Here is a 20711-nt window from a genome sequence, read left to right on the forward strand (position 1 = left end):
ATGATTTGCTTGTACGGCACGGTGGTACAGTCACCTGCGGCAAATACACCTTTGACATTGGTTTCGTTACGATCATTAATCACAATCTCACCACGATTGCTGAGTTCAACGGCACTGTTTTTCAAGAAATCGGTGTTCGGTAATAAACCGATTTGTACAAAGATTCCGGCAAGTTCTACCGTATGTTCAACATCAGTGGCACGATCTTTATATTTCAACGCCGTTACTTGAGCACCATCACCCACCACTTCTGTACTGAGTGCATTCAAAATCACAGTGGTATTTGGCAAGCTATTTAACTTGTCTTGCAACACTTGATCTGCACGAAGCTTGGTATCAAACTCAACTAACGTCACATGCTCTACAATTCCTGCAAGGTCAATTGCTGCTTCTACACCTGAGTTACCCCCACCAATCACCGCAACACGCTTGCCTTTGAAGAGTGGGCCATCACAGTGTGGGCAGTACGCTACACCACGGGTACGGTATTCAGCTTCACCCGGTACATTCATTTCTCTCCAACGTGCACCTGTTGAAAGAATAATGGTTTTCGATTCAAGCTTAGCCCCATTTTCCAATTCAACTTCAACCAGACCATTGGCAGTTTGATCTGCACCTGTGATTTTACTCACGCGTTGCAAGTTCATAATGTCCACGCCATATTCACGTACATGCGCTTCCATATCTTGAGCAAACTTTGGACCTACGGTTTTTTGAACTGTGGTGAAGTTCTCAATGTCCATGGTATCCATGACCTGACCACCAAAGCGTTCAGCAACGATACCTGTTTTGATGCCTTTACGTGCTGCGTAGATCGCCGCTGTACCACCTGCAGGGCCACCACCGATCACCAATACATCAAAAGCATCTTTGGCATTGAGTGCTGTGGCATCTTTCTCAGCTGAGTTGGTATCTAACTTAGCAACAATTTCTTCCAAAGTCATACGACCTTGTCCAATATGTTCGTTGTCTTGGAACAGCATTGGCACAGCCAAGATTTTACGTTCTTCAACTTCATCTTGGAAGAAACCGCCATCAATCATGGTTGCAGTTGCATTTGGATTGTAGATGGCAATCAAGTTTAAGGCTTGAACCACATCTGGACAGTTATGGCAGCTCAATGAGACAAACACGTCAAAATTTGAGTTCAAGTTTAAGCCTTTGATTTGATTTAACACATCATCAGACACTTTAGGCGCATAACCTGACACTTGTAATAAAGCCAAGATCAAAGAAGTGAACTCATGTCCCATCGGTAAACCAGCAAAGAACACACGTGGTTGTTCGCCTGCTTTGGCTACACCGAAACTAGGACGGCGAGTATTTGAACCATCAAAACGTGCCGTGACTTGATCAGAAAGTTCTGCAATTTCAGTCACAAGTTCTTTGATCTTTGCGGCTTTGTCCGAGTCATCTAAAGCAGCGACCAACTCGATTGGACTTTCTAAACGTTCTAAATAAGCTTTTAATTGCGTTTTAATATTTTGATCTAACATGTATTTCTCCAAATTCTAAGCAGTTTAAATCAGCTAAATTCATTCAATGAAGCTATAGTACGCAAAATATATAAATAGGTAAAACAGTATGTTTTTATGAAAATAATCGGTTTTTTGAATTTTAAGCTGAATTTGTAAAACTTTTGCTTATTTCTCCGCATAAAAATGTGAATCGAATCGAACTTGTTATATAACTGCAATCATTTCATGGCATATATAAGGAGCAAATCACATGGTATTACAGCGTGGCATTTATCAGCACTATAAAGGGCAGCTTTATCAGGTCTTTAATGTCGCTCGACATAGTGAAACAGAAGAGCAACTCGTTGTATATCAATGCCTATATGGGGATTACTCGATGTGGGTACGTCCATTGGCAATGTTTATCGAAACAGTTCAACTTGAAGATGGGCAAATTATTCCACGTTTTAAGTTGGTACAAGCGACCTAAATTTGATACTTTGAGTTTAAGTATTACGGAGATGAGACATGACGAGCATCGTTTTTTTACAACGTATTGCTGATTTATATGATGAATTTAAGCAGCATGATGCTCGACAGTCTGATCGTTTAAGACGTTACCGAAATATTGAAGCTGAATCTGCTAAATTGCTCGCTATGTTGGTTCGTACACAACAATCCAAGCGGGTTTTAGAGATTGGAACGTCTACAGGTTATTCAACCTTATGGTTGGCTGAGGCTGTAAAAGCCATCGGTGGTCAGGTTCAAACCTTGGAAATCAATGCTTTTCGCAGTGCCCAAGCAAAGAAATATGCTGAAGAATTTGGTCTAGAAAATTTGATTGATTTTTGGGTAGGAGATGCTTCGGTCTATCTGCAGCAAGCACATGAGCCATTTGATCTAATTTTATTGGATGCTGAGCGTGGCAGTTATGTGAGTTATTGGAACGATTTAAAGAAATTATTACAGTCTTCAGGCAGTACCTTAATTGTGGATAATGTCATTTCACATTCCGCAGAAGTGAAAGATTTTCTTGAATTGATCAAAGCAGATGAAAACTATATGAGTACCATTTTGCCTGTTGGTGCTGGTCTATGTATGGTTGTCCTGAAGTAAGGGCATCTGATTTTGATGTTTTAGGCGATAGCTTTGTGGGCTACAACCAATAATTTTATTAAATGCACGGGTAAAGTTGGCAGGGTTCGAGTAGCCTAATTCATAAGCAATATGGGTGATGGTAAACTTGGAATTCTTTAATAAATCAATGGCCCGCTCGGTGCTAATCTGCTGCTTTAAATTTTGAAATTCAACGCCTTGTTGTTGCAAATAACGTTGTAGAGTCTTGGTGGAAATATTCAAAACTTTAGCGCATTCGGTTAATGTTGGAATCTGATTGGCTTGTCTTAACATCATACTGACCCACTCGACGATTTCTCCCTGATGATAAATTTTTTGAATTTGTTCCTGACAACGTTGTTCGACCACTTTTAAACTATGTGCATCCGCCAAAGGTAAGGGCAGTGCCAGTTGTTGTTGATCAATGACCACGCGTATACCTGATAGCCACGTATAATTAAAATGAAAACTTGCTTTCACCAGATGAAGATAGCGTTCGACATAAACAGGCTCAGGTACACTCAAATAAATCTGATAGCGTTGTAATTGTTGCCCCGCGAGTTCCAATAGACTGTAATAAAATCCAACTGCAATCGCTTCGATATGAAATGCCAGACATGGCTTATTCATTTGTAAGATGGGTTCAAGTAATAATTCAACTTTGTGTTGGTGGTTTGGAAATTGAATCGATAGTTTAAAGCTCGGCATAATTAGCCGAAAATATTGTGCGATGAGTCTCAGTGCATGTTCCAAATTCGGACTCGTCATCAGTGCATAGCCAACCAAACTATGCGAACTGAGTTTTAGATTTTTACCGAGTTCAAAAGCCAAATCTTCTGTATTTGGTAGGCTCAGGCCAAGTGCAATAAATTGTTCAATTTGTTGGATGGATAAAAGTTCAGTTTTAGAAAGCTCGCTATGAAATGCATTTAACAACTCATTATCGTACTGATGTGTACCAATCAAGATTTCGATCAGTCGCAAATAATAACGTGATGGAATCACAGGGATTTGCTGCTTTTGCACAATAAAAATCCAGTAAAGTCTTAAAATGATAATATCAAGTCTTAAAATGATAATATAGAGGGGGGCTAAAAGAACACAATCAATTCAAGCAGAACATTTTGTGTTGGATTGAGGAGTTTCTAATGAATATGCATACTCAACTGGATGTAGAGCAAGCAACAACAACTTTTAAAGATAAAAAACGTCATTTATGGTTATTGGGTTTGGCTGTACCAACGATTGCAATGGGGGGGTTAGCGGGTTATCAATTTGGCCCGAAAAAAACCAAAAAATTCTTTGCATCATTTGGTCCATTGTTTATTCATGGGGTGATTCCTACACTTGATAAATTAATTGGTGAAGACACAGAAAATCCACCACTTGATTCGATTGCAGCTTTAGAAGCTGATCCATATTATTCTCGAATTGTTAAACTTTTTATTCCATTACAATATGCAACCAATATTTACGGCACTTATTTGGCAAGCCGTAAAGGTACGTCGCTTGCAGATCAAGCTTTACTTGGTACGTTGGTGGGAATGGTCAATGGTATTGCGATTAATACGGCACACGAATTGAGCCATAAAGGTGGTCGACTTGAACATTATTTATCACATTTAGCATTAGCACCATCGGGTTATAACCATTTCCGTATTGAACATCCATATGGTCATCACCGTCGTGTTGCAACACCAGAAGATCCTGCGTCATCAAGACTTGGTGAAACCTTCTGGAAGTTTTTACCTCGTACTGTGATTGGTAGCTTTAAATCAGCAATTGAAATTGAAAAAAATCGTTTAGCGCGTAAAAAATTACCATTCTTCTGTAAAGAAAATGAGTTGATACATGGTTGGGCAATGTCTGCGGTGTACCATGCAGCCATGTTTAGCAAGTTTGGAGTACGTTCAGTACCGTTCCAAGTGACTCAGGCTGCTTATGCAATTACCTTGTTTGAATCAGTGAACTATATTGAGCACTATGGTCTGAAACGTGAAAAGAAAGCCAATGGTCAATATGAACGTACTTTGCCAGAGCATAGCTGGAATAATAATAATGTCGTGACCAATCTGTTCTTGTATCAATTACAGCGTCATTCAGATCATCATGCTAATCCAACCAGAAGTTTCCAAACCTTGCGTCATTTTGAAGATGCACCGCAATTACCCGCAGGTTATGGTGCGATGATTTTGCCAGCATTTATTCCTTCATGGTGGTCGAAAATCATGGATGATCGTGTTGTAGAACACTATAAGGGTGATCTAGATAAGATGAATGTTCATCCTGAAGCAAAAGAAAAGTTGCTAGAAAAATATGCAGCACATTATGCAAAAAAAGTAGATGTTGCTTGATCAAGCTTAAATATAAGAAATCAGCCGAATAGGCTGATTTTTTTGTTTATGAAGCTAAAAGACAAAGTCGCTTAAAATGAAGATCAAACTCAAGGTATTTATGAACAAATGCGCTCTTATCCGAGGTGCGTAGTAAATTATTATAAATAAACTCTGGAACAGGGTGATAAAGCTCAGCAGTGCCATTGCTATAGAAAATTTTTAAATAACGTGAAGAAACATCATATTTCCAAGAGGTTACAACAACAGTTTTTTCCATACATTTGCCCCCATTTTAGTTTGATCATTCAGTACATATAAAAAACTCTTTTGTTTCATAATTTGACATTACGCTATGTAATGCGAACTGACAATTGATAAATGAATTTTGCTTTAAATTTATAAGTATAAGAATTGTAAAAAAATTGCGATCACATGAGCGTTGATGAATTGGATATCGCTGGGAGATTTTCAAAATTAAAGATAAAAAAACCACTCTAAAAAGAGTGGTTCTTCACGACATTGTCAAATCTAAAGAATTAGATTTTACCAACTAAGTCGATTGATGGAGCAAGCGTTGCTTCACCTTCTTTCCATTTTGCTGGGCAAACTTCGCCTGGGTGGCTTGCTACGAATTGAGCAGCTTTAAGTTTACGTAAAGTTTCTGATACATCACGCGCAATTGCATTGTCATGAATTTCAGCAGTTTTAATTACGCCTTCAGGGTTGATGATGAACGTACCACGTAAAGCTAAACCAGCTTCTTCAATATGCACATCAAAAGCACGTGTTAATTGATGTGTAGGGTCGCCAACTAATGGGAATTGAGCTTTACCTACAGCAGGAGAAGTCTCGTGCCATACTTTATGAGAGAAGTGAGTGTCAGTTGTTACGATATAAACTTCTGCACCAGCTTTTTTGAATTCTTCATAGTTTTCAGCAGCATCTTCAACTTCAGTTGGGCAGTTAAAAGTAAATGCAGCTGGCATGAAAATAAGAACAGACCATTTGCCTTTAAGATCAGCATCAGTTACTTGAATGAATTCACCGTTACGGAATGCATCAGCTTTAAATGGTTTAACTTCAGTATTAATTAAGCTCATCATTGTCTCCATGATTGAGGTTTTATTGAGAGGCTAATGCCTTACTTGTTTACAAGGTCAAGAATAAAGAATTTTTGGTTATTGGGGAAATAGTATTTTTACATGACTAGAATCGGAAAATTGAATGTATAAAGATTTCACGATTTTCACCCAGAGATATTGGTCTATTTGACTCCAATGATATGAAGTAAAAATGACAAATATCCAGAACTAACTTGCATAACAACATGCAGTCTATGCTGTCAAAATTCAAGGGTAAAATTGAAAAAATCTAAAAATATATAAAAAACCAAGATATACGATTAAATGCTTTGCCATTTAGCTTTTGATGAGAAGATTTAAGGGGGTATTGGTCGGTGGAGGCATTTATTTTATTAACTTGTACTTGATTACATGATTGTTTTAGAATCAGCACAAACTCATTGAAATGCTCAACCGTATTTAATTTGAGAAAAATTATAAAGTTATAAGTGAGCTGTTTGACTTCTCACATACAGAGTGAAATTTATACAAACAATGACTGATCAATTAAGAGCAAAATTCGAAAACTTAGAACTTAATGCAGGCTTGGGAAAGATAAGTGCTTTCATTTCGATGTCCCTTGGACTGTTAAGCATATTTGGCGCGTTGTGCTTTATGTTTCCATCTGTATTGACCACGCCCGAACTACGTCCTGTTTATGCCAAGTATTATGATATTTTCTATTTTAGTTTAATGGCGGGTATCGCACTGAGTAGTGGTTTTGGGATTTTTAGCTCGCTTTTCCGACAAAATCGTTATGGCTTTTATGGGCTATGTTTTGCTTTGGTGGCGGCAGTTTTAGGTTGTGGTTTAATCAAGGCACCAATGCTTCCAAGCCTACCTTTTTATGCAGGCATTGATTATTTCATCTTAACACTTGTGATCTTGGCACTTATCTTTATTCCACTTGAGGGATTCTTCGCTAAAAATCCTGATCAAAAGATTTTAAGGGTGGGTTGGGTGACAGATATGAAATATTTCATGTTTAGTCATATCGGGATTCAGCTCTTTACTTTTCTGACTGTGATGCCGATTCAGTACTGGATTACCCATCTGCCGAATAATCCAATTGTACCTTATGTCCAAGCTCAGCCCATTTGGTTGCAGTTCATCGAGTTGTTGATTGTGGTGGATTTCACGACATATTGGTTGCATCGAGCTATGCATGAAATCAATTTTCTCTGGCGTTTTCATGCGATTCATCATTCCAGTGAATATATGGATTGGCTCGCATCTTCGCGTTTACACATTGTAGAAGTATTAATGACACGTTTTATCGCGACATTGCCTATTTTCCTACTTGGGTTTCATACTTCTGCGGTATTTGCTTATCTCATCTTTATTTCTTTCCACGCCATATTTATTCATTCAAATGTACGTTTTCGTTTTCCATATTTACGTTGGTTAATTGCGACCCCTGAGTTTCATCATTGGCATCATTCTTCAGAACAGCCTGCCATTGATAAAAATTATGCCGCATTTATTCCACTATATGACGTGATGTTCAAAAGTGTGTATATGCCAAATCATCTGGCGAGTGTGTATGGCACAGTGGGGTATAATATTCCAAATAGTTTTGTGAAACAATTTGCGTGGCCGTTTAAAAAGTATGTGAAACGTTTGCGTAAGCGCTTTGATCATTCATCTAAATCTTAAAAATATAGAGACAACTCCATCAATATCGCAAAGAGATTGATGGAGTTCCTTTGCATAGCAAGGCTTTAAGGCGTAAAATAGCCGATTATTTTGTTTTTCAGGAAAGCTGTTCAGTGCAGAGTCATTTAAATGTAGATCAATGGGTTATGGCACGTGACCGTCACCGTTTAAATCGACTGCGCAAAGATAAAAGAACAGAAACAGCAGAAATCGAAAAACTGATTGAACAATCAAATCATAAAGTTAGACAACGTTTAGCACGACTTCCCAAGATTAAACTCAATCAAGACTTACCTGTAACACAATATGCAGATCGTTTGATTACAGCGATTCAAGAGCATCAAGTGATTATTGTGGCAGGTGAAACGGGGTCGGGGAAAACCACCCAGCTTCCTCAAATCGCTATGTTGGCGGGTCGTGGTCTTACAGGCATGATTGGTCATACTCAGCCACGCCGTTTGGCTGCACGTAGCGTATCGCAACGTATTGCCGAAGAAGTGGGTGAAAAGCTCGGCGAGTCAATTGGTTTTAAAATCCGCTTCAATGAGCAGGGTTCGCAAGATTCCATCGTTCGTTTAATGACGGATGGTATTTTGTTGGCTGAATTGACCAATGACCGATTCCTTTCAAAATATGACACCATTATTATTGATGAGGCGCATGAACGTTCACTCAATATTGATTTTATTATGGGTTATTTAAAGCAGCTTTTGCCGAAACGCCCTGATTTAAAAGTGATCGTGACCTCAGCGACTTTAGATGTAAATCGTTTTAGTCAATATTTCTATAATGCACCTGTTTTTGAGGTTGAAGGGCGCAGCTTTCCTGTTGAACTGCGTTATCGCCCGATTTCAGAGTTAAGCATTGGGGGGAGTGATGATGATGAATTTGATGATTTTGAAGAAAACCTACCACGTGCAGTCGTAAAAGCAGTTGAAGAGTGTTTTGCCGATGCAGATGCCAAGGGTCATCCTGAACACGCTGATATTTTGATTTTTTCGAGTACTGAACAAGAGATTCGAGAGCTGCAAGAAACCTTACAAAAGCATGGTCCGCGGCATACTGAAATTTTGCCTTTATATGCACGCTTGGCACTGGCTGAACAGCAAAAGATTTTCAGTCCAAGTGGTAAAGGGCGACGCATTATTATTGCAACCAACGTTGCAGAGACAGCATTGACTGTACCGAACATTCGTTATGTGATTGATAGCGGTTTCGCTCGTCTCTCTCGCTATAACTATCGCTCACGGGTGCAGCGCTTACCGATCGAAGCGATTTCACAGGCGGCAGCAAATCAGCGTAAAGGGCGTTGTGGGCGTATTGCGGCAGGTGTTTGTATTCGCTTGTATAGCGAAGAAGATTTTCAAAGTCGTCCTGAGTTTACCGAACCAGAGATCAAACGAACCAACTTAGCTTCTGTCATCTTACAGATGCAAAGTTTGGGTTTAGGTAATTTAGAAGATTTTGATTTTATTGAGCCACCTGATTTCCGTTTAGTCAATGATGGACGTAAGCTCTTGGTTGAGTTGGGCGCATTAAATGAACGTAAGAATGATTTAACCAAAGTCGGTCAAATGATGGCACGTATGCCGATTGATCCACGACTAGCCCGAATGTTGATTGGTGGTGCGCACTTTGGGGTGTTGAAGGAAACCTTGATTATTGTCAGTGCCTTGGCGATTCAAGATCCGCGAGAACGACCTGCTGATAAACAGATGCAGGCCGATCAAAAGCATGCTTTATTCAAAGAAGCTGATTCAGACTTTTTATTCTATTTAAAACTTTGGAATACGCTACAAACCAGTCCTGATACGCAATCTGAAAACAAGCGTCGCCAATTTGCACGTCAGCACTTTTTAAGCTGGTTGCGCTTACGTGAATGGAAACAAACTCATCAGCAATTGGTTGAATTGGCTGAAGGCTTAAAGCTCAGTTTTAATGAAAAAGCAGCCAATTATGAAAATCTACATCGAGCTTTATTAACAGGTTTGCTTTCATTTATTGCCAATAAAACTGATGAACGTAATACCTTTATGGCGGTACGTCAGCAAAAAGCCAAAGTCTTTCCAGCCAGCACTTTGCATAAAACCAATACCGCTTGGATTATGGCATTTGAAATGGTGGAAACCTCGCAAGTCTATTTACGCACTTTAGCGAAAATTGATCCTGAATGGATTTTGTTGGCTGCACGTGACTTATTGAAATATCATTATTTTGAGCCACACTGGTCGAAAAAAGCTGGCATTGTGAATGCTTATGCGCAAATTTCATTGTTTGGTTTAATCATTGAACCGAAGCGAATGATCAACTTTGAAAAAGTGGATCAACCCGCAGCGCATGAAATCTTTTTACGTGATGCGCTGACCACGGGTAATTTAGGCACTACACCACCATTTTTAAAACACAATTTATTGAAACTGGAAGAAGTTGAGCGGGTAGAGGATAAGTTGCGTCGTCGTGACTTGGTGGTGGATGAAGAAACCATTTACCAGTTCTATGCTGAGAAAGTACCGACTGAAATTGCCAGTCGAAGTAGTTTTGAAGATTGGCGTGCCACAATTGAACCTGAACATCCACGTTATCTATTTGTTGACGATGATGCGTTATGGATGAATGATCGACCAACCACACAACAATTTCCCGATTTCTTACATAATGGGCAACTCCGCTTGGCTGCAAGTTATCGCTTTGACCCAAGCCATGATGAAGATGGTGCAACGGTTAAAATCCCTGTGCAGGCTTTGCCACAAGTGGATGAGAAATTATGGTCTTGGGGAATTCCAGGTTGGCGACAGGATTTAATCGAAGCTTTATTAAAGGCATTACCAAAAGATAAGCGCCGTAATTTAGTTCCGATCCCAGATACCACACGCAAGCTGATACAGGCAATTGATGCTGTACATTTATGTGAACATCTTTTCCAATATTTGGCTTTTGCTTTACGTGGCGAGCAAATTACTGAAAAAGACTTTTCTTTTGAACGCATTGATCAATATCTGATACCTTTCATTAAAGTGGTTGATGAAAAAGGTAAATTGATTGCACAAGGTCGTGACTTGGATGAACTCAAGGCGCGTTGTCGTGTTGAAACCCATCGTCCAGTCAAGCAACAAGCAGGTGAATTTCAAACTTTCCCTGAAAACTTTATTTTTGAAGCTTCACAGAAAGTGACAGGTGTTGTGGTCAAGCAATATCAGGCTTTAGTTCCAAACAAAGCCTTTGCTGATCTCGATGTAAAAGATGAATCAGGTGTAGTGATTCAAACCTTTAATGACCAAGATGAAGCGATTAGGCTACATCGAGATGGTATTATTCGTCTTGTGCATATGCAGTTGGGTGATTTAATTCGCCAGTTGAAAAAACAAATTTCTAAGCCTTTGGCTTTGGCATATTCGCCATTGGGTGATCGGGCGAAATTGGAACAGATGCTGGTGTATGCCACATTACAAGTTTCTATTAAAGAACTGCCTAAAAATGCCAATGAATTTGAGCAGCTTGTTACGGATGTTAAAAAACAGTTTTTAGCACATGGTCAACAGACCTTAGCTGATTTAACTGAGGTGTATACACAATGGCAACAAGTTCGCCGTGAACTTTTGCTGTTAGATCAAGCAATTTTTGGTCGAAGTGTTGATGACATTGAAGATCAACTTGATTTAATGTCATTAGCAAACTTTGTTTATCGTCGACCTGCTGAGATTTGGCAGGAATACCCACGTTATTTAAAGGCCTTGCTATTGCGTTTAGATCGTTTGCCAAATAATCTACAACGTGACCTTGCTGCAATTAATGATGTTGATCCGTGGATGGACAAAGTATTTAAATTTAAAAATGATTCTAAGATCAAAGAGATGTATTTGATGTTGGAAGAATTTAGGATTTCCTTGTTTTCTCAACCGATGAAAACAAAGCTGCCTATTTCACCAACTAGATTACAAAAACTATGGGATCGTTTAGCAATCGGTTAAACTGAGCAATGATGAAAGTTAGAACCATTCTTTACAGGAGTTTTACATGGGCATCCGTATAACAGGTACAGGTTTATTTCACCCGACCGAATCTATTTCCAATGCAGAGTTGGTTGAAAGCCTAAATGCTTATGTAGAACAATATAATCAAGACAATGCAGGTAGAATTTCGGCAGGTGAATTAGAGCCTTTACGTGGCTCAAGCCCTGAGTTTATTGAAAAAGCATCTGGTATCCAGCGCCGTTATGTGGTCGAAAAGTCAGGCATCCTTGATCCGACTCGTTTACGTCCACGTTTGCAAGAACGTAGCAATGATGAGCTTTCACTTCAAGCGGAGTGGGGTGTTATTGCGGCAAAACAAGCGATGGAAAATGCAGGCGTTACCGCAGCAGATATTGATGTTGTAATTTTGGCTTGTTCAAATATGCAGCGTGCTTATCCTGCAGTCGCGATTGAGATTCAATCTGCGCTTGGCATTCAAGGCTATGCCTATGATATGAATGTGGCATGTTCTGCTGCGACATTCGGTTTAAAGCAAGCTTATGATGCGGTGAAATGTGGCGCTCGCCGTGTATTATTGTTGAATGTCGAAATTACTTCTGGTCATTTAGACTATCGTACTCGTGATGCACATTTTATCTTTGGTGATGTGGCAACGGCTTCAATTATCGAAGAAACTGAAACTAAATCAGGTTACGAAATCTTAGATATTCATTTGTTTACTCAGTTCTCAAATAATATCCGTAACAACTTTGGTTTCTTAAACCGTAGTGAAGATGCGGTTGTGGATGATAAGTTGTTCCGTCAAGATGGTCGTAAAGTCTTTAAAGAAGTATGTCCATTGGTTGCAAAAATGATCACTGCACAATTAGAAAAGTTGCAATTGTCCGCTGAACAGATCAAACGTTTTTGGTTACATCAAGCCAATGCCAATATGAACGAATTAATTTTAAAACTCGTTGTGGGTAAAGATGCCGACTTAGAGCGCGCACCTATTATTTTAGATGAATTTGCCAATACGTCTTCTGCGGGTGTCATTATTGCGATGCATCGCACGGGAGAGCAAGTGGATAATGGTGAATATGCGGTGATCTCATCATTCGGTGCGGGTTATTCAGTGGGTTCGATTATTGTACAAAAACACATTGTATAAATTTTAGTTAAATATTTAATAAAAAACACCACATCATATAATGTGGTGTTTTTTTATTGGTTGAGTGGATTTATTTGAATAAAATAGCTAAATCAATAACTTGAGGTGTTGTGTTGTTTCCAATCGTGGATGCAGCTAAATTGGGTACACCATCGGCATTGATTGCCAATCTTGCACGTGGGGTTGTAATTGTAGTGTCGCTATTTAAATCAATGCGATAAAGAACAGATGCACCTGATTCACCTGAAATAGTTGCAAGGGCATAACCATTGTCTCCACCTGCAATATCAAAACCACTATCTGTTCCCAAATTAATGCCCAAATCTCCAATTAAATTTAGTGTGCCATTATTCGGTGGACTTTGTTTAGTCAGTGTTTTGTTACCTTGGTCTAAATCAAAAAGTTCCGTGGCTAGGGCCGCTACAGACGTTTTAAAACTATTGGTATAGGCTGCTGCTGTCACTTTTGCACCTGTCGCACCATTAATATCACCATCTTTAAGTGTATCGCCTGTATCAACATTGATTCTTAAATTTTGTCCTGTATTGCTGATCACACGTAAACGGTCAGCGCTTGGATTAAAATCAACCGCAAAGCTTGTCCCTTCTAGCGCAGTAAAACTGCTGCCTGTTGCAGGTTTTAATGCGGTGACTAAGCTAGCCAAACCAGTGTCTGTATTGATGGTATATAAGTTGGCTTTATTGGTAATTCCGTAAAGCTTTGCTGAATGCTCTGTTGAGGTTCTTAAGCGATAGTCAATGCCAATGAATCTCTCATCGACGAGTAAACCTGTTAAGGTTTTTTCAGTTACTGTATTTGGATTGTTTAACGCGAAATTTAATAACTTGTTATTTGCAGTTAGGCCAAAGCCTTGTGCTGTTGCATCGCTTGCTCTTTTTAGTGCAATTCCCCGAATACCCATTGAATTAAAGCTATTCGCCAAATCACTTGATGCATAAACGGTATCATTACTGCTACCAATATTTGCCAGGTTAAGCTGATAAAATTTATAGGCGCCTGAAGTGAGTTTGAGTGCAGCAAAGCCAACATTATTCACGGGATCAATATCAAAGCCGCCACCGCCATTGGTATTAATATCTGCACCTAGCGCCGCTGAAATTCCGAGTGTTCCTGCATTCGCATTTTGTAGATAAATTCGGTCAGAATTTTGATCAATGCTATATAGCTTGGTTGAGCCTGTACCAGCAAAAGCATTGGTATATGCTGCTGCAACCACTGCAGGATTAGCTTCAGTCAGCTTAATGCTACCATCGGTAATGGTTGCACCTGTGTCGACATTGATTCGAAGGTTTTGTCCTGTATCACTAATCACACGTAAACGGTCTGCGACAGGATTAAAGTTAACACTAATGAGATTGGGATTGCCAATGATCTGACTGAACGGGGTATTTCCATCAGTGGTATCTGCTGGATCTGCCATTAATTTTCTGACAAAGGTTGCAACGCCTGTTGTTGGATTGAGAGTATAAATATTTCCAAGTAAACCAACCGCATAAAGCTTGCTGTCTTTAGGTCGATAATCAATACCAACCAATTCATCACCAGATTGTAAGCCTGTGATTTTGAGATTGGATACGATTTTGTTGGGTGTCATTCGGTCAATAGAACTAATCATTCCATCATTGGTTAGAATTAAAGTATCTCCAGTGTTGTTATTGGATAATTCAGAGTCATCATTTGAATCACTATTACAACCTAATAATGCCAAACTACTGAGTGTTGCAACAGCTAGGGCAGTCATTTTTTTATTCATTTTTTCTAATCCTGATTGATATGTTTTTGTAAGAAGAAAGATATCCCATATCTTTTGAACTTCTTGTTGTTGGCGTAAGGACAATGTAAAAATTTTTGAACTGAAAAATTTGAGCGAATAATTTTCAGGTGGATGATTTCAAAAAAATTTATAAACTTTACTCAGGATATAAGTGTCTATATATGAAGTAAATTAATGTTTTTAAGTGATTTTTTTGTAATTAAGTTGTGAGTTGTAATTATTCACATGGGCTTCACAGCGCTTAATGAACATTTATTTTATGAACAGAATTGTTTTTAAAGATTCGAACTGAGGTTAATTAATTTTGGACATCTTTATTTAGAGAAGCGTAGATAAAGAGAATTCTAATTCTCTTTATCTACTAGAGGTTTATGCTTCAACCACCTGAACAGCAATTTTCTTAGCAGGATCGACTTTACGGCGTACTGCTGGAACAGGTTCACCATGATATTGGCGATCGGCAAAGTAGCTTGAGCGAACCATTGGTGCTGACCAAATATTTTTAAAACCAAGTTTACGACCATGCTCAGCATAACGCTCGAATTCTTCTGGTGTTACAAAGCGGTCGATTGGTGCATGTTGCTTAGATGGTTGTAGATATTGACCGATCGTCACGTAGTCCACATCATGTGCACGAAGATCATCTAATAAAGCAATCACTTCTTCTTCAGTTTCACCAATACCCACCATCAAACCACATTTGGTTGGGACATCAGGACAGTATTCTTTAAACATTTTTAACAGATTTAAAGAATGCTGATAATCAGAACCTGGACGCATCGCTTTATATAGGCGAGGTACGGTTTCAATATTGTGATTGAATACATCGGGTGGACATTCAGTCATGATGCGTAAAGCAATATCCATACGACCACGAAAGTCTGGTACTAAAATTTCTAACAACGTTTTTGGGCTAAGTGCACGAGCTTCTTTAATACAATCCACAAAATGCTGAGCGCCACCATCTAATAAGTCATCACGATCTACAGAGGTAATGACGGCATATTTAAGACCTAAATTAGAGATGGTTTCTGCCATATGGCGTGGTTCATCAGGGTCAAGGGCATTTGGACGACCATGTGCAACGTCACAGAACGGGCAACGGCGAGTACAAATATCACCCATGATCATAAAGGTTGCTGTACCACCACCAAAACATTCAGGCAGATTTGGACAGGCAGCTTCTTCACAAACAGTATGGAGTTTTTGCGAACGTAGAGTTGTTTTTATACGCTGAACCTCTTCAGGGGCAGCCATTTTGACGCGAATCCAGTCTGGTTTACGAGGCACTTCAACCGTAGGAATAACTTTTACAGGAATTCTTGCGACTTTTTCTGCGCCACGAAGTTTTATCCCCTGTTCTGGTTTACGGTGTTCAGACATGTATTTTCTACAACCTATTACTTGAGATATTCGATTATTATAGTCAAATTTATTGGTGTATAGGATGAAATAGGTATTCATTTTGAAAATGTAAATATATAAAAATATATAGTTGAGAAATACATTAATTCAACGCATAGTAGTTATCATCTATAAAGCAATAAATGGTTAAGAGTCAAAGGAGCTTTGAATGCCACGTAAGAAAGAGGTCGTTGGTGGGAATGTTGTTAAGTATGATGCAGTCATTCTCGGTTCTGGCCCAGCTGGCGAAGGCGCGGCAATGAAGCTTGCAAAAGCAGGTAAACGAGTTGCAATTGTTGATATTCGTGATCAACTCGGTGGAAACTGTGCACATGTAGGAACGATTCCAAGTAAAGCTTTACGTCAAACGGTTTCAAGTATTATTCGTTATCAACGTGATCCAATGTTTCAAAAAGTAGGTGAATGGAAACAATTCACCATGAAACAAGTCTTACGTAATGCACATAAAGTCATTCAGCAGCAAGTTGATACGCATACACGGTTTTATGACCGTAATAAAATTGAAGTTTTTCATGGTCGTGCTTATATCCAAGACAAAAATACAGTTTTGATTTTTGGACAGGATGGCACGAAAGATACAATCATTTGCAAGCAGATCGTGATTGCGACAGGTAGCCGTCCATATCAACCTCAAGGTTTAGATTTTAATCATCCGCGTGTATTTGATTCAGACAAGATTTTAGATCTTGATTATTCAATTCAAAAAATTATTATTTATGGCGCCGGTGTTATTGGCTGTGAATATGCATCGATCTTCATTGGTTTAGATCATAAAGTTGATTTGATCAATACTCAGCAAAAATTATTAAGTTATCTCGATGATGAAATTGCAGATGCGCTGTCTTATCATTTGCGTGAGCAAGGTGTCTTAATTCGTCACAATGAACAAATTGACCGTTTAGAAACGTTTGATGACCATGTTGTGTTGCACTTGCTGAGTGGTAAGAAGATCAAAGCTGATGCAATTTTATGGTGTAATGGTCGTTCAGGAAATACCGATGGTCTTGGCTTAGAAAATGTTGGTTTAACACCGAATAGTCGTGGTCAGTTGATGGTGAATGACCAATATCAAACTGAAGTTGACAATATTTATGCTGCGGGTGATGTGATTGGTTGGCCATCACTTGCTTCCGCTGCCTATGACCAAGGTCGTTGTGCAGGTGCAAATATGGTCGGTGAGAAAAATGTTAAACCGATTCGAGATGTGCCAACAGGGATTTACACGATTCCCGAAATTTCATCAATTGGTAAGACTGAACAGCAATTGACTGAAGAAAAAGTCCCTTATGAAGTAGGGCAAGCATCTTTCCGTCATTTGGCACGCGCACAAATCACGGGCGATACCGTGGGTGAATTAAAGGTTTTATTCCATCGTGACACTTTGGAAGTATTGGGAATCCATTGCTTTGGTAATAATGCAGCAGAGATTATTCATATTGGGCAAGTGGTGATGCATAGTCCAGACAATACTTTAAAGTATTTTGTTGAAACGACATTTAACTATCCAACTATGGCAGAAGCGTATCGTGTGGCTTCTTTAAATGGTATGAATCGTTTGTTCTAAGTCATCTAGATTTTGTATGATCTGAATGCCAATCAACTTGATTGGCATTTTACTATCTACGTCTAAATAAAAGGCTTGCTATGAAAGCTCAGAAAAATAATTTAATGATTGTTGTGGTTGTCGTTCTTCTTGCTGTGATCTATTGGGGCTTAGACTTCAAGCAGAAACAAAATACAACTCATGATGTAAGGGCACAGCCACGTTCAATAGAGGTTGTGATAGATGATCAACAACAGATCATGCAAGCCTACCAGCAGCAACGAAGCAATCTTCAAGTTCAAGCACAAGGAATTGTAAAAGCGGTTTTGCCTGATGACAATGAAGGCTCAAGGCATCAGAAAATGATTCTAAAACTGGAGAATGGTTTAACGGTTTTGATCGCGCATAATATTGATTTAGCACCAAGAATAGACGGGCTAAAAAAGGGCGATACAGTTGCATTTTTTGGAGAATATGAATACAACCCAAAAGGCGGAGTCATTCATTGGACGCACCATGATCCGCAAGGAAAACATAGTGATGGTTGGCTAAAATATAAGGGGAAAACATATCAATAATATTTTCCCGTTATCCCCAATTCTATTTATGTACTCTAAATCAGCTTGTAAGCGCCAATTTTTGACGAGATTTCCATTTAGGTAGTACTTTAGCTAAATAAGCGTCCATACACCATACAGGGCCAATCAGGAGGAATTGTAAGTCTTTAAAGAAAGAAGGCTTTTTACCTTCTACTTTATGCCCATAAAATTGCCCAATCCATGCAATCACAAAAATCCCGATATAGAATCCAACGCCTACAGGCAGGATCAAAATCAGCCATGCCATCACCACTAATAACGCTGCCATCGCTACTGCAAGCACGATGTCTAGGCGTGCATAAAAAACCAAAGTAAGTACCAGTAGTAATGCGGTGAGTAGGGTGCTGAAATGGGCAAGAATACCAATAATGGAAAAAAGAATCGCTGGGACACAGACCCAGTGAATTTTTTTATTGGTTTGGTTTTGATGGCTATCACTGTATTCATCAAACCATTCATCAATCGATTTCACAGCGCGCTCCTTGCAGTATTCATTTTTATTTACTCAATATACCGAAGAAAAGAATAAGGGTCAAAATGATTCAATAGACTCTAATATGCGCATGCTATAGAAAACACAAAAGCCACATGAAGTGGCTTTTGTTGGAGATAAATGAATGTACTTAAGAGCTAGGTCCATCCACTCGTTCAATGCTGACATTACCTGTACCTGAACCAGACATTCCTAGTTGCTTTGCAGCGCCATAAGATAAATCGAGAACACGGTTACCATGGAAAGGCCCACGATCGTTCACTTTGACAACAACACTTTTACCATTATCTTTGTTTGTTACACGGATATAACAGTTTAAAGGAAGGCTACGGTGTGCGGCGGTTAATCCATTCATATCGAATGTTTCACCGCTTGCGGTTTTACGACCATGAAATTGACGACCATACCATGATGCAACGCCATTTTGGCTGAATTTGCGAACGGTATTTGAAGCAACAGTATTCAGTTTTTCAATCACTGAAGGCTCGTCTTCAGGAATATCAATTTTTGCAGCAATCGTTTGGCGACGGATTTGGTCACCTGAACTCTCAGTGATTGAAAGACTATTAACATTAGAAAAGCGCGAATTAAAATTTTGAGCATCTTTGCTCAATACGCGGGCTGCTAAATTAGAACCATCGACATCATTATTGATTGATGTCGATTGTACCATTTCAGCATGTAACGGGCTTAAACTTAAGCCTGCTGTCAGCGCTATAATATATTTTAGCGAAAACTGCATTGTATAAACTCCTAGAGAACATGCTTTTCTATTTCAAAAACCACTTTGAAATATAGTGCACATGTCTAATTATTCACTTTTGCAATTACTTTACTTGAGTGGATAATATTCATCGCTTACGAAGTGTGTCTAGTCTTTAACGATAAATAATTACAAAAAGGGTGAAAACTTACAGTTTGTGGTTAAAAAATAATCAATATTGTAACAAAAGGTAACTTTTGCTGTGTATCTATACTTTTATAATAAAAAAATTATTGACTTTTCATAATGTTGTGAAAAAGCTAACCTAACGGCTAGCAACTTCAGTGCCCAATAACCATACAGCAGTGGCATACATACGGCTTTTATTATAGGTCGTAATCACTTGGAAATTAGGGTAAGTAATATAGTAAATTGGACCAAATTGGTCTTGTAATTGAATGACATTAACCAAGTCCAAGTCATCAATTTTTACTAAAGGGTCAATAGGGGAAATTCCTAACCTTTTCAACTCACCATAGGGGGTTGGCTGCGTTAAATCTTGAGCAATAATACTTTCTGGGTTGTTACCTAAGTAACGTGCAGGGAAGCCTATTGGGCGATCACGTTGCCAACCATGCTGAGCTAAATAGTTGGCGATAGAACCAATGGCATCAGTTGCTGAGTTTCTTAAATCAATATGACCATTACCATCATAATCCACCCCTAATTTTTGAATATTACTTGGCATAAACTGAGGGTAACCAATTGCACCAGCATAAGAACCTACAATACTATTGGTTGGATAGCCTTCTTTATATGTCCATGCGATCAGTGCCGCTAATTCATCACTAAAATAGTCAGCACGACGTGGATAGCCAAAGGCGAGGGTTGCAAGTGCATCTCGAGTAATGAAAGCCCCTTTATTCGCGCCATAACCTGTCTCTACACCCAAAATACCTAAAATGACTGCTTTGGGTACGCCAAATTGCTGCTCTGCGCGATTCAGTGCATCTTCGTACTGATTTTTAAAGTTAGCACCACGTTGAATGGTACCGTCAACCAAAAACATTGAGCGATAGTCATACCAAGGTTTGCTTTCACCTGGACGAGTCATAATAGTGAGAATATTAGGTAAGTTGCGTGCGCCACTCATAGCAGCATCAATTTGTTCGCTACTCAATCCATATGTGGTCATCGCTTTTTGTTTAAAAGCAACGTAATTAGGATGGGTATAAAAGTCATTCGCTTGTGCCCAATTGCTGCCTAAGAACAAACTAGCAGCTAAAGCAAGGAGTCTAAACGTTTTATTTAAATTAGGAAGAAACATGTGTTTATAAAATTCCTCA

17 protein-coding genes are annotated in these 20711 nt (G+C 39.0%); 8 read left to right on the plus strand and 9 right to left on the minus strand.

The genetic code is table 11. The features are described from left to right. Positions 1-1496: alkyl hydroperoxide reductase subunit F (gene ahpF / locus C502_RS0116800; RefSeq protein ID WP_018678011.1), on the minus strand; the 1496-nt coding region annotated here is incomplete at its 3' end. Positions 1497-1728: 232 nt separating this feature from the next. On the opposite strand from ahpF, the gene C502_RS0116805 reads away from it, so the two are divergent. Both C502_RS0116805 and C502_RS0116810 read left to right on the plus strand, forming a co-directional pair. After that, positions 1729-1947, plus strand: a complete 219-nt coding sequence (locus C502_RS0116805; protein WP_018679950.1) for a DUF1653 domain-containing protein — start codon at positions 1729-1731, stop codon at positions 1945-1947. A gap of 38 nt (positions 1948-1985) precedes the next feature. Next, complete coding sequence (locus C502_RS0116810; protein WP_018679951.1) at positions 1986-2573, plus strand: O-methyltransferase; 588 nt, start codon at positions 1986-1988, stop codon at positions 2571-2573. Here C502_RS0116810 and C502_RS0116815 read toward each other — a convergent pair. Next, complete coding sequence (locus C502_RS0116815) at positions 2550-3599, minus strand: helix-turn-helix domain-containing protein (RefSeq protein WP_018679952.1); 1050 nt, start codon at positions 3597-3599, stop codon at positions 2550-2552. The genes C502_RS0116810 and C502_RS0116815 overlap by 24 nt on opposite strands. A gap of 122 nt (positions 3600-3721) precedes the next feature. Here C502_RS0116815 and C502_RS0116820 point away from each other — a divergent pair, with 122 nt between their 5' ends. Next, positions 3722-4927, plus strand: a complete 1206-nt coding sequence (locus C502_RS0116820) for an alkane 1-monooxygenase (protein ID WP_018679953.1) — start codon at positions 3722-3724, stop codon at positions 4925-4927. Between the two features lie 46 nt (positions 4928-4973). On the opposite strand, the gene C502_RS0116825 is transcribed toward C502_RS0116820, so the two are convergent. Together C502_RS0116825 and ahpC are read right to left on the minus strand one after the other, a co-directional pair. Beyond that, positions 4974-5186 carry a KTSC domain-containing protein gene (locus C502_RS0116825; protein WP_018679954.1) on the minus strand — a complete coding sequence of 71 codons (213 nt, stop codon included), beginning with the start codon at positions 5184-5186 and terminating at the stop codon, positions 4974-4976. A gap of 259 nt (positions 5187-5445) precedes the next feature. Next, entirely contained in the window at positions 5446-6009 is a 564-nt protein-coding gene (gene ahpC / locus C502_RS0116830) for an alkyl hydroperoxide reductase subunit C (protein ID WP_004662563.1), read from the minus strand. Between the two features lie 516 nt (positions 6010-6525). Here ahpC and C502_RS0116835 point away from each other — a divergent pair. From C502_RS0116835 to C502_RS0116845, 3 genes are all read left to right on the plus strand, one after another. Continuing rightward, positions 6526-7686, plus strand: coding sequence for a sterol desaturase family protein (locus C502_RS0116835; protein WP_023274768.1), 1161 nt, complete (start codon positions 6526-6528; stop codon positions 7684-7686). Positions 7687-7799: 113 nt separating this feature from the next. Continuing rightward, positions 7800-11654 (plus strand): ATP-dependent RNA helicase HrpA, encoded by a 3855-nt coding sequence (gene hrpA, locus C502_RS0116840; RefSeq protein WP_018679956.1) that lies wholly within the window; start codon positions 7800-7802, stop codon positions 11652-11654. A gap of 46 nt (positions 11655-11700) precedes the next feature. Continuing rightward, the gene (locus C502_RS0116845) at positions 11701-12807 is read left to right on the plus strand and encodes a beta-ketoacyl-ACP synthase III (protein ID WP_018679957.1); all 1107 of its coding nucleotides are present in this window, start codon (positions 11701-11703) and stop codon (positions 12805-12807) included. 70 nt (positions 12808-12877) lie between these two features. On the opposite strand, the gene C502_RS0116850 is transcribed toward C502_RS0116845, so the two are convergent. Beyond that, a complete protein-coding gene (locus C502_RS0116850) occupies positions 12878-14581 on the minus strand; it encodes a DUF4394 domain-containing protein (RefSeq protein WP_018679958.1) in 1704 nt (567 codons plus the stop codon). A gap of 390 nt (positions 14582-14971) precedes the next feature. After that, positions 14972-15985, minus strand: coding sequence for a lipoyl synthase (gene lipA, locus C502_RS0116855; protein ID WP_018679959.1), 1014 nt, complete (start codon positions 15983-15985; stop codon positions 14972-14974). 190 nt (positions 15986-16175) lie between these two features. Between lipA and sthA the strand changes: the two genes are divergently transcribed. Both sthA and C502_RS0116865 read left to right on the plus strand, forming a co-directional pair. Beyond that, positions 16176-17591, plus strand: a complete 1416-nt coding sequence (gene sthA, locus C502_RS0116860; protein WP_018679960.1) for a Si-specific NAD(P)(+) transhydrogenase — start codon at positions 16176-16178, stop codon at positions 17589-17591. An 80-nt stretch (positions 17592-17671) separates the two neighbouring features. Beyond that, positions 17672-18148: a DUF3465 domain-containing protein gene (locus C502_RS0116865; protein WP_018679961.1), complete on the plus strand. Its 477-nt coding sequence runs from the start codon at positions 17672-17674 to the stop codon at positions 18146-18148. A 40-nt stretch (positions 18149-18188) separates the two neighbouring features. On the opposite strand, the gene C502_RS0116870 is transcribed toward C502_RS0116865, so the two are convergent. The 3 genes from C502_RS0116870 to mltB form a co-directional block, all read right to left on the minus strand. Next, positions 18189-18641 carry an Mpo1 family 2-hydroxy fatty acid dioxygenase gene (locus C502_RS0116870; protein ID WP_018679962.1) on the minus strand — a complete coding sequence of 151 codons (453 nt, stop codon included), beginning with the start codon at positions 18639-18641 and terminating at the stop codon, positions 18189-18191. Between the two features lie 151 nt (positions 18642-18792). After that, entirely contained in the window at positions 18793-19404 is a 612-nt protein-coding gene (locus C502_RS0116875; RefSeq protein ID WP_018679963.1) for a septal ring lytic transglycosylase RlpA family protein, read from the minus strand. A gap of 286 nt (positions 19405-19690) precedes the next feature. Then, on the minus strand, positions 19691-20692 hold the full coding sequence (gene mltB, locus C502_RS0116880; RefSeq protein WP_018679964.1) for a lytic murein transglycosylase B: 1002 nt from the start codon (positions 20690-20692) through the stop codon (positions 19691-19693). Positions 20693-20711: the final 19 nt, after the last annotated feature.

The organism is Acinetobacter tjernbergiae DSM 14971 = CIP 107465 (genome assembly GCF_000374425.1).
Classification (GTDB): Bacteria; Pseudomonadota; Gammaproteobacteria; order Pseudomonadales; family Moraxellaceae; genus Acinetobacter; species Acinetobacter tjernbergiae.

Bases quoted from the DNA above. Each gene is read 5' to 3' on its own strand.
- C502_RS0116805 (WP_018679950.1), top strand. From the start codon at position 1,729: ATGGTATTACAGCGTGGCATTTATCAGCACTATAAAGGGCAGCTTTAT.
- C502_RS0116810 (WP_018679951.1), top strand. From the start codon at position 1,986: ATGACGAGCATCGTTTTTTTACAACGTATTGCTGATTTATATGATGAA.
- C502_RS0116820 (WP_018679953.1), top strand. From the start codon at position 3,722: ATGAATATGCATACTCAACTGGATGTAGAGCAAGCAACAACAACTTTT.
- C502_RS0116825 (WP_018679954.1), bottom strand. From the start codon at position 5,186: ATGGAAAAAACTGTTGTTGTAACCTCTTGGAAATATGATGTTTCTTCA.
- ahpC (WP_004662563.1), bottom strand. From the start codon at position 6,009: ATGAGCTTAATTAATACTGAAGTTAAACCATTTAAAGCTGATGCATTC.
- C502_RS0116835 (WP_023274768.1), top strand. From the start codon at position 6,526: ATGACTGATCAATTAAGAGCAAAATTCGAAAACTTAGAACTTAATGCA.
- C502_RS0116845 (WP_018679957.1), top strand. From the start codon at position 11,701: ATGGGCATCCGTATAACAGGTACAGGTTTATTTCACCCGACCGAATCT.
- C502_RS0116850 (WP_018679958.1), bottom strand. From the start codon at position 14,581: ATGAATAAAAAAATGACTGCCCTAGCTGTTGCAACACTCAGTAGTTTG.
- lipA (WP_018679959.1), bottom strand. From the start codon at position 15,985: ATGTCTGAACACCGTAAACCAGAACAGGGGATAAAACTTCGTGGCGCA.
- sthA (WP_018679960.1), top strand. From the start codon at position 16,176: ATGCCACGTAAGAAAGAGGTCGTTGGTGGGAATGTTGTTAAGTATGAT.
- C502_RS0116865 (WP_018679961.1), top strand. From the start codon at position 17,672: ATGAAAGCTCAGAAAAATAATTTAATGATTGTTGTGGTTGTCGTTCTT.
- C502_RS0116875 (WP_018679963.1), bottom strand. From the start codon at position 19,404: ATGCAGTTTTCGCTAAAATATATTATAGCGCTGACAGCAGGCTTAAGT.
- mltB (WP_018679964.1), bottom strand. From the start codon at position 20,692: ATGTTTCTTCCTAATTTAAATAAAACGTTTAGACTCCTTGCTTTAGCT.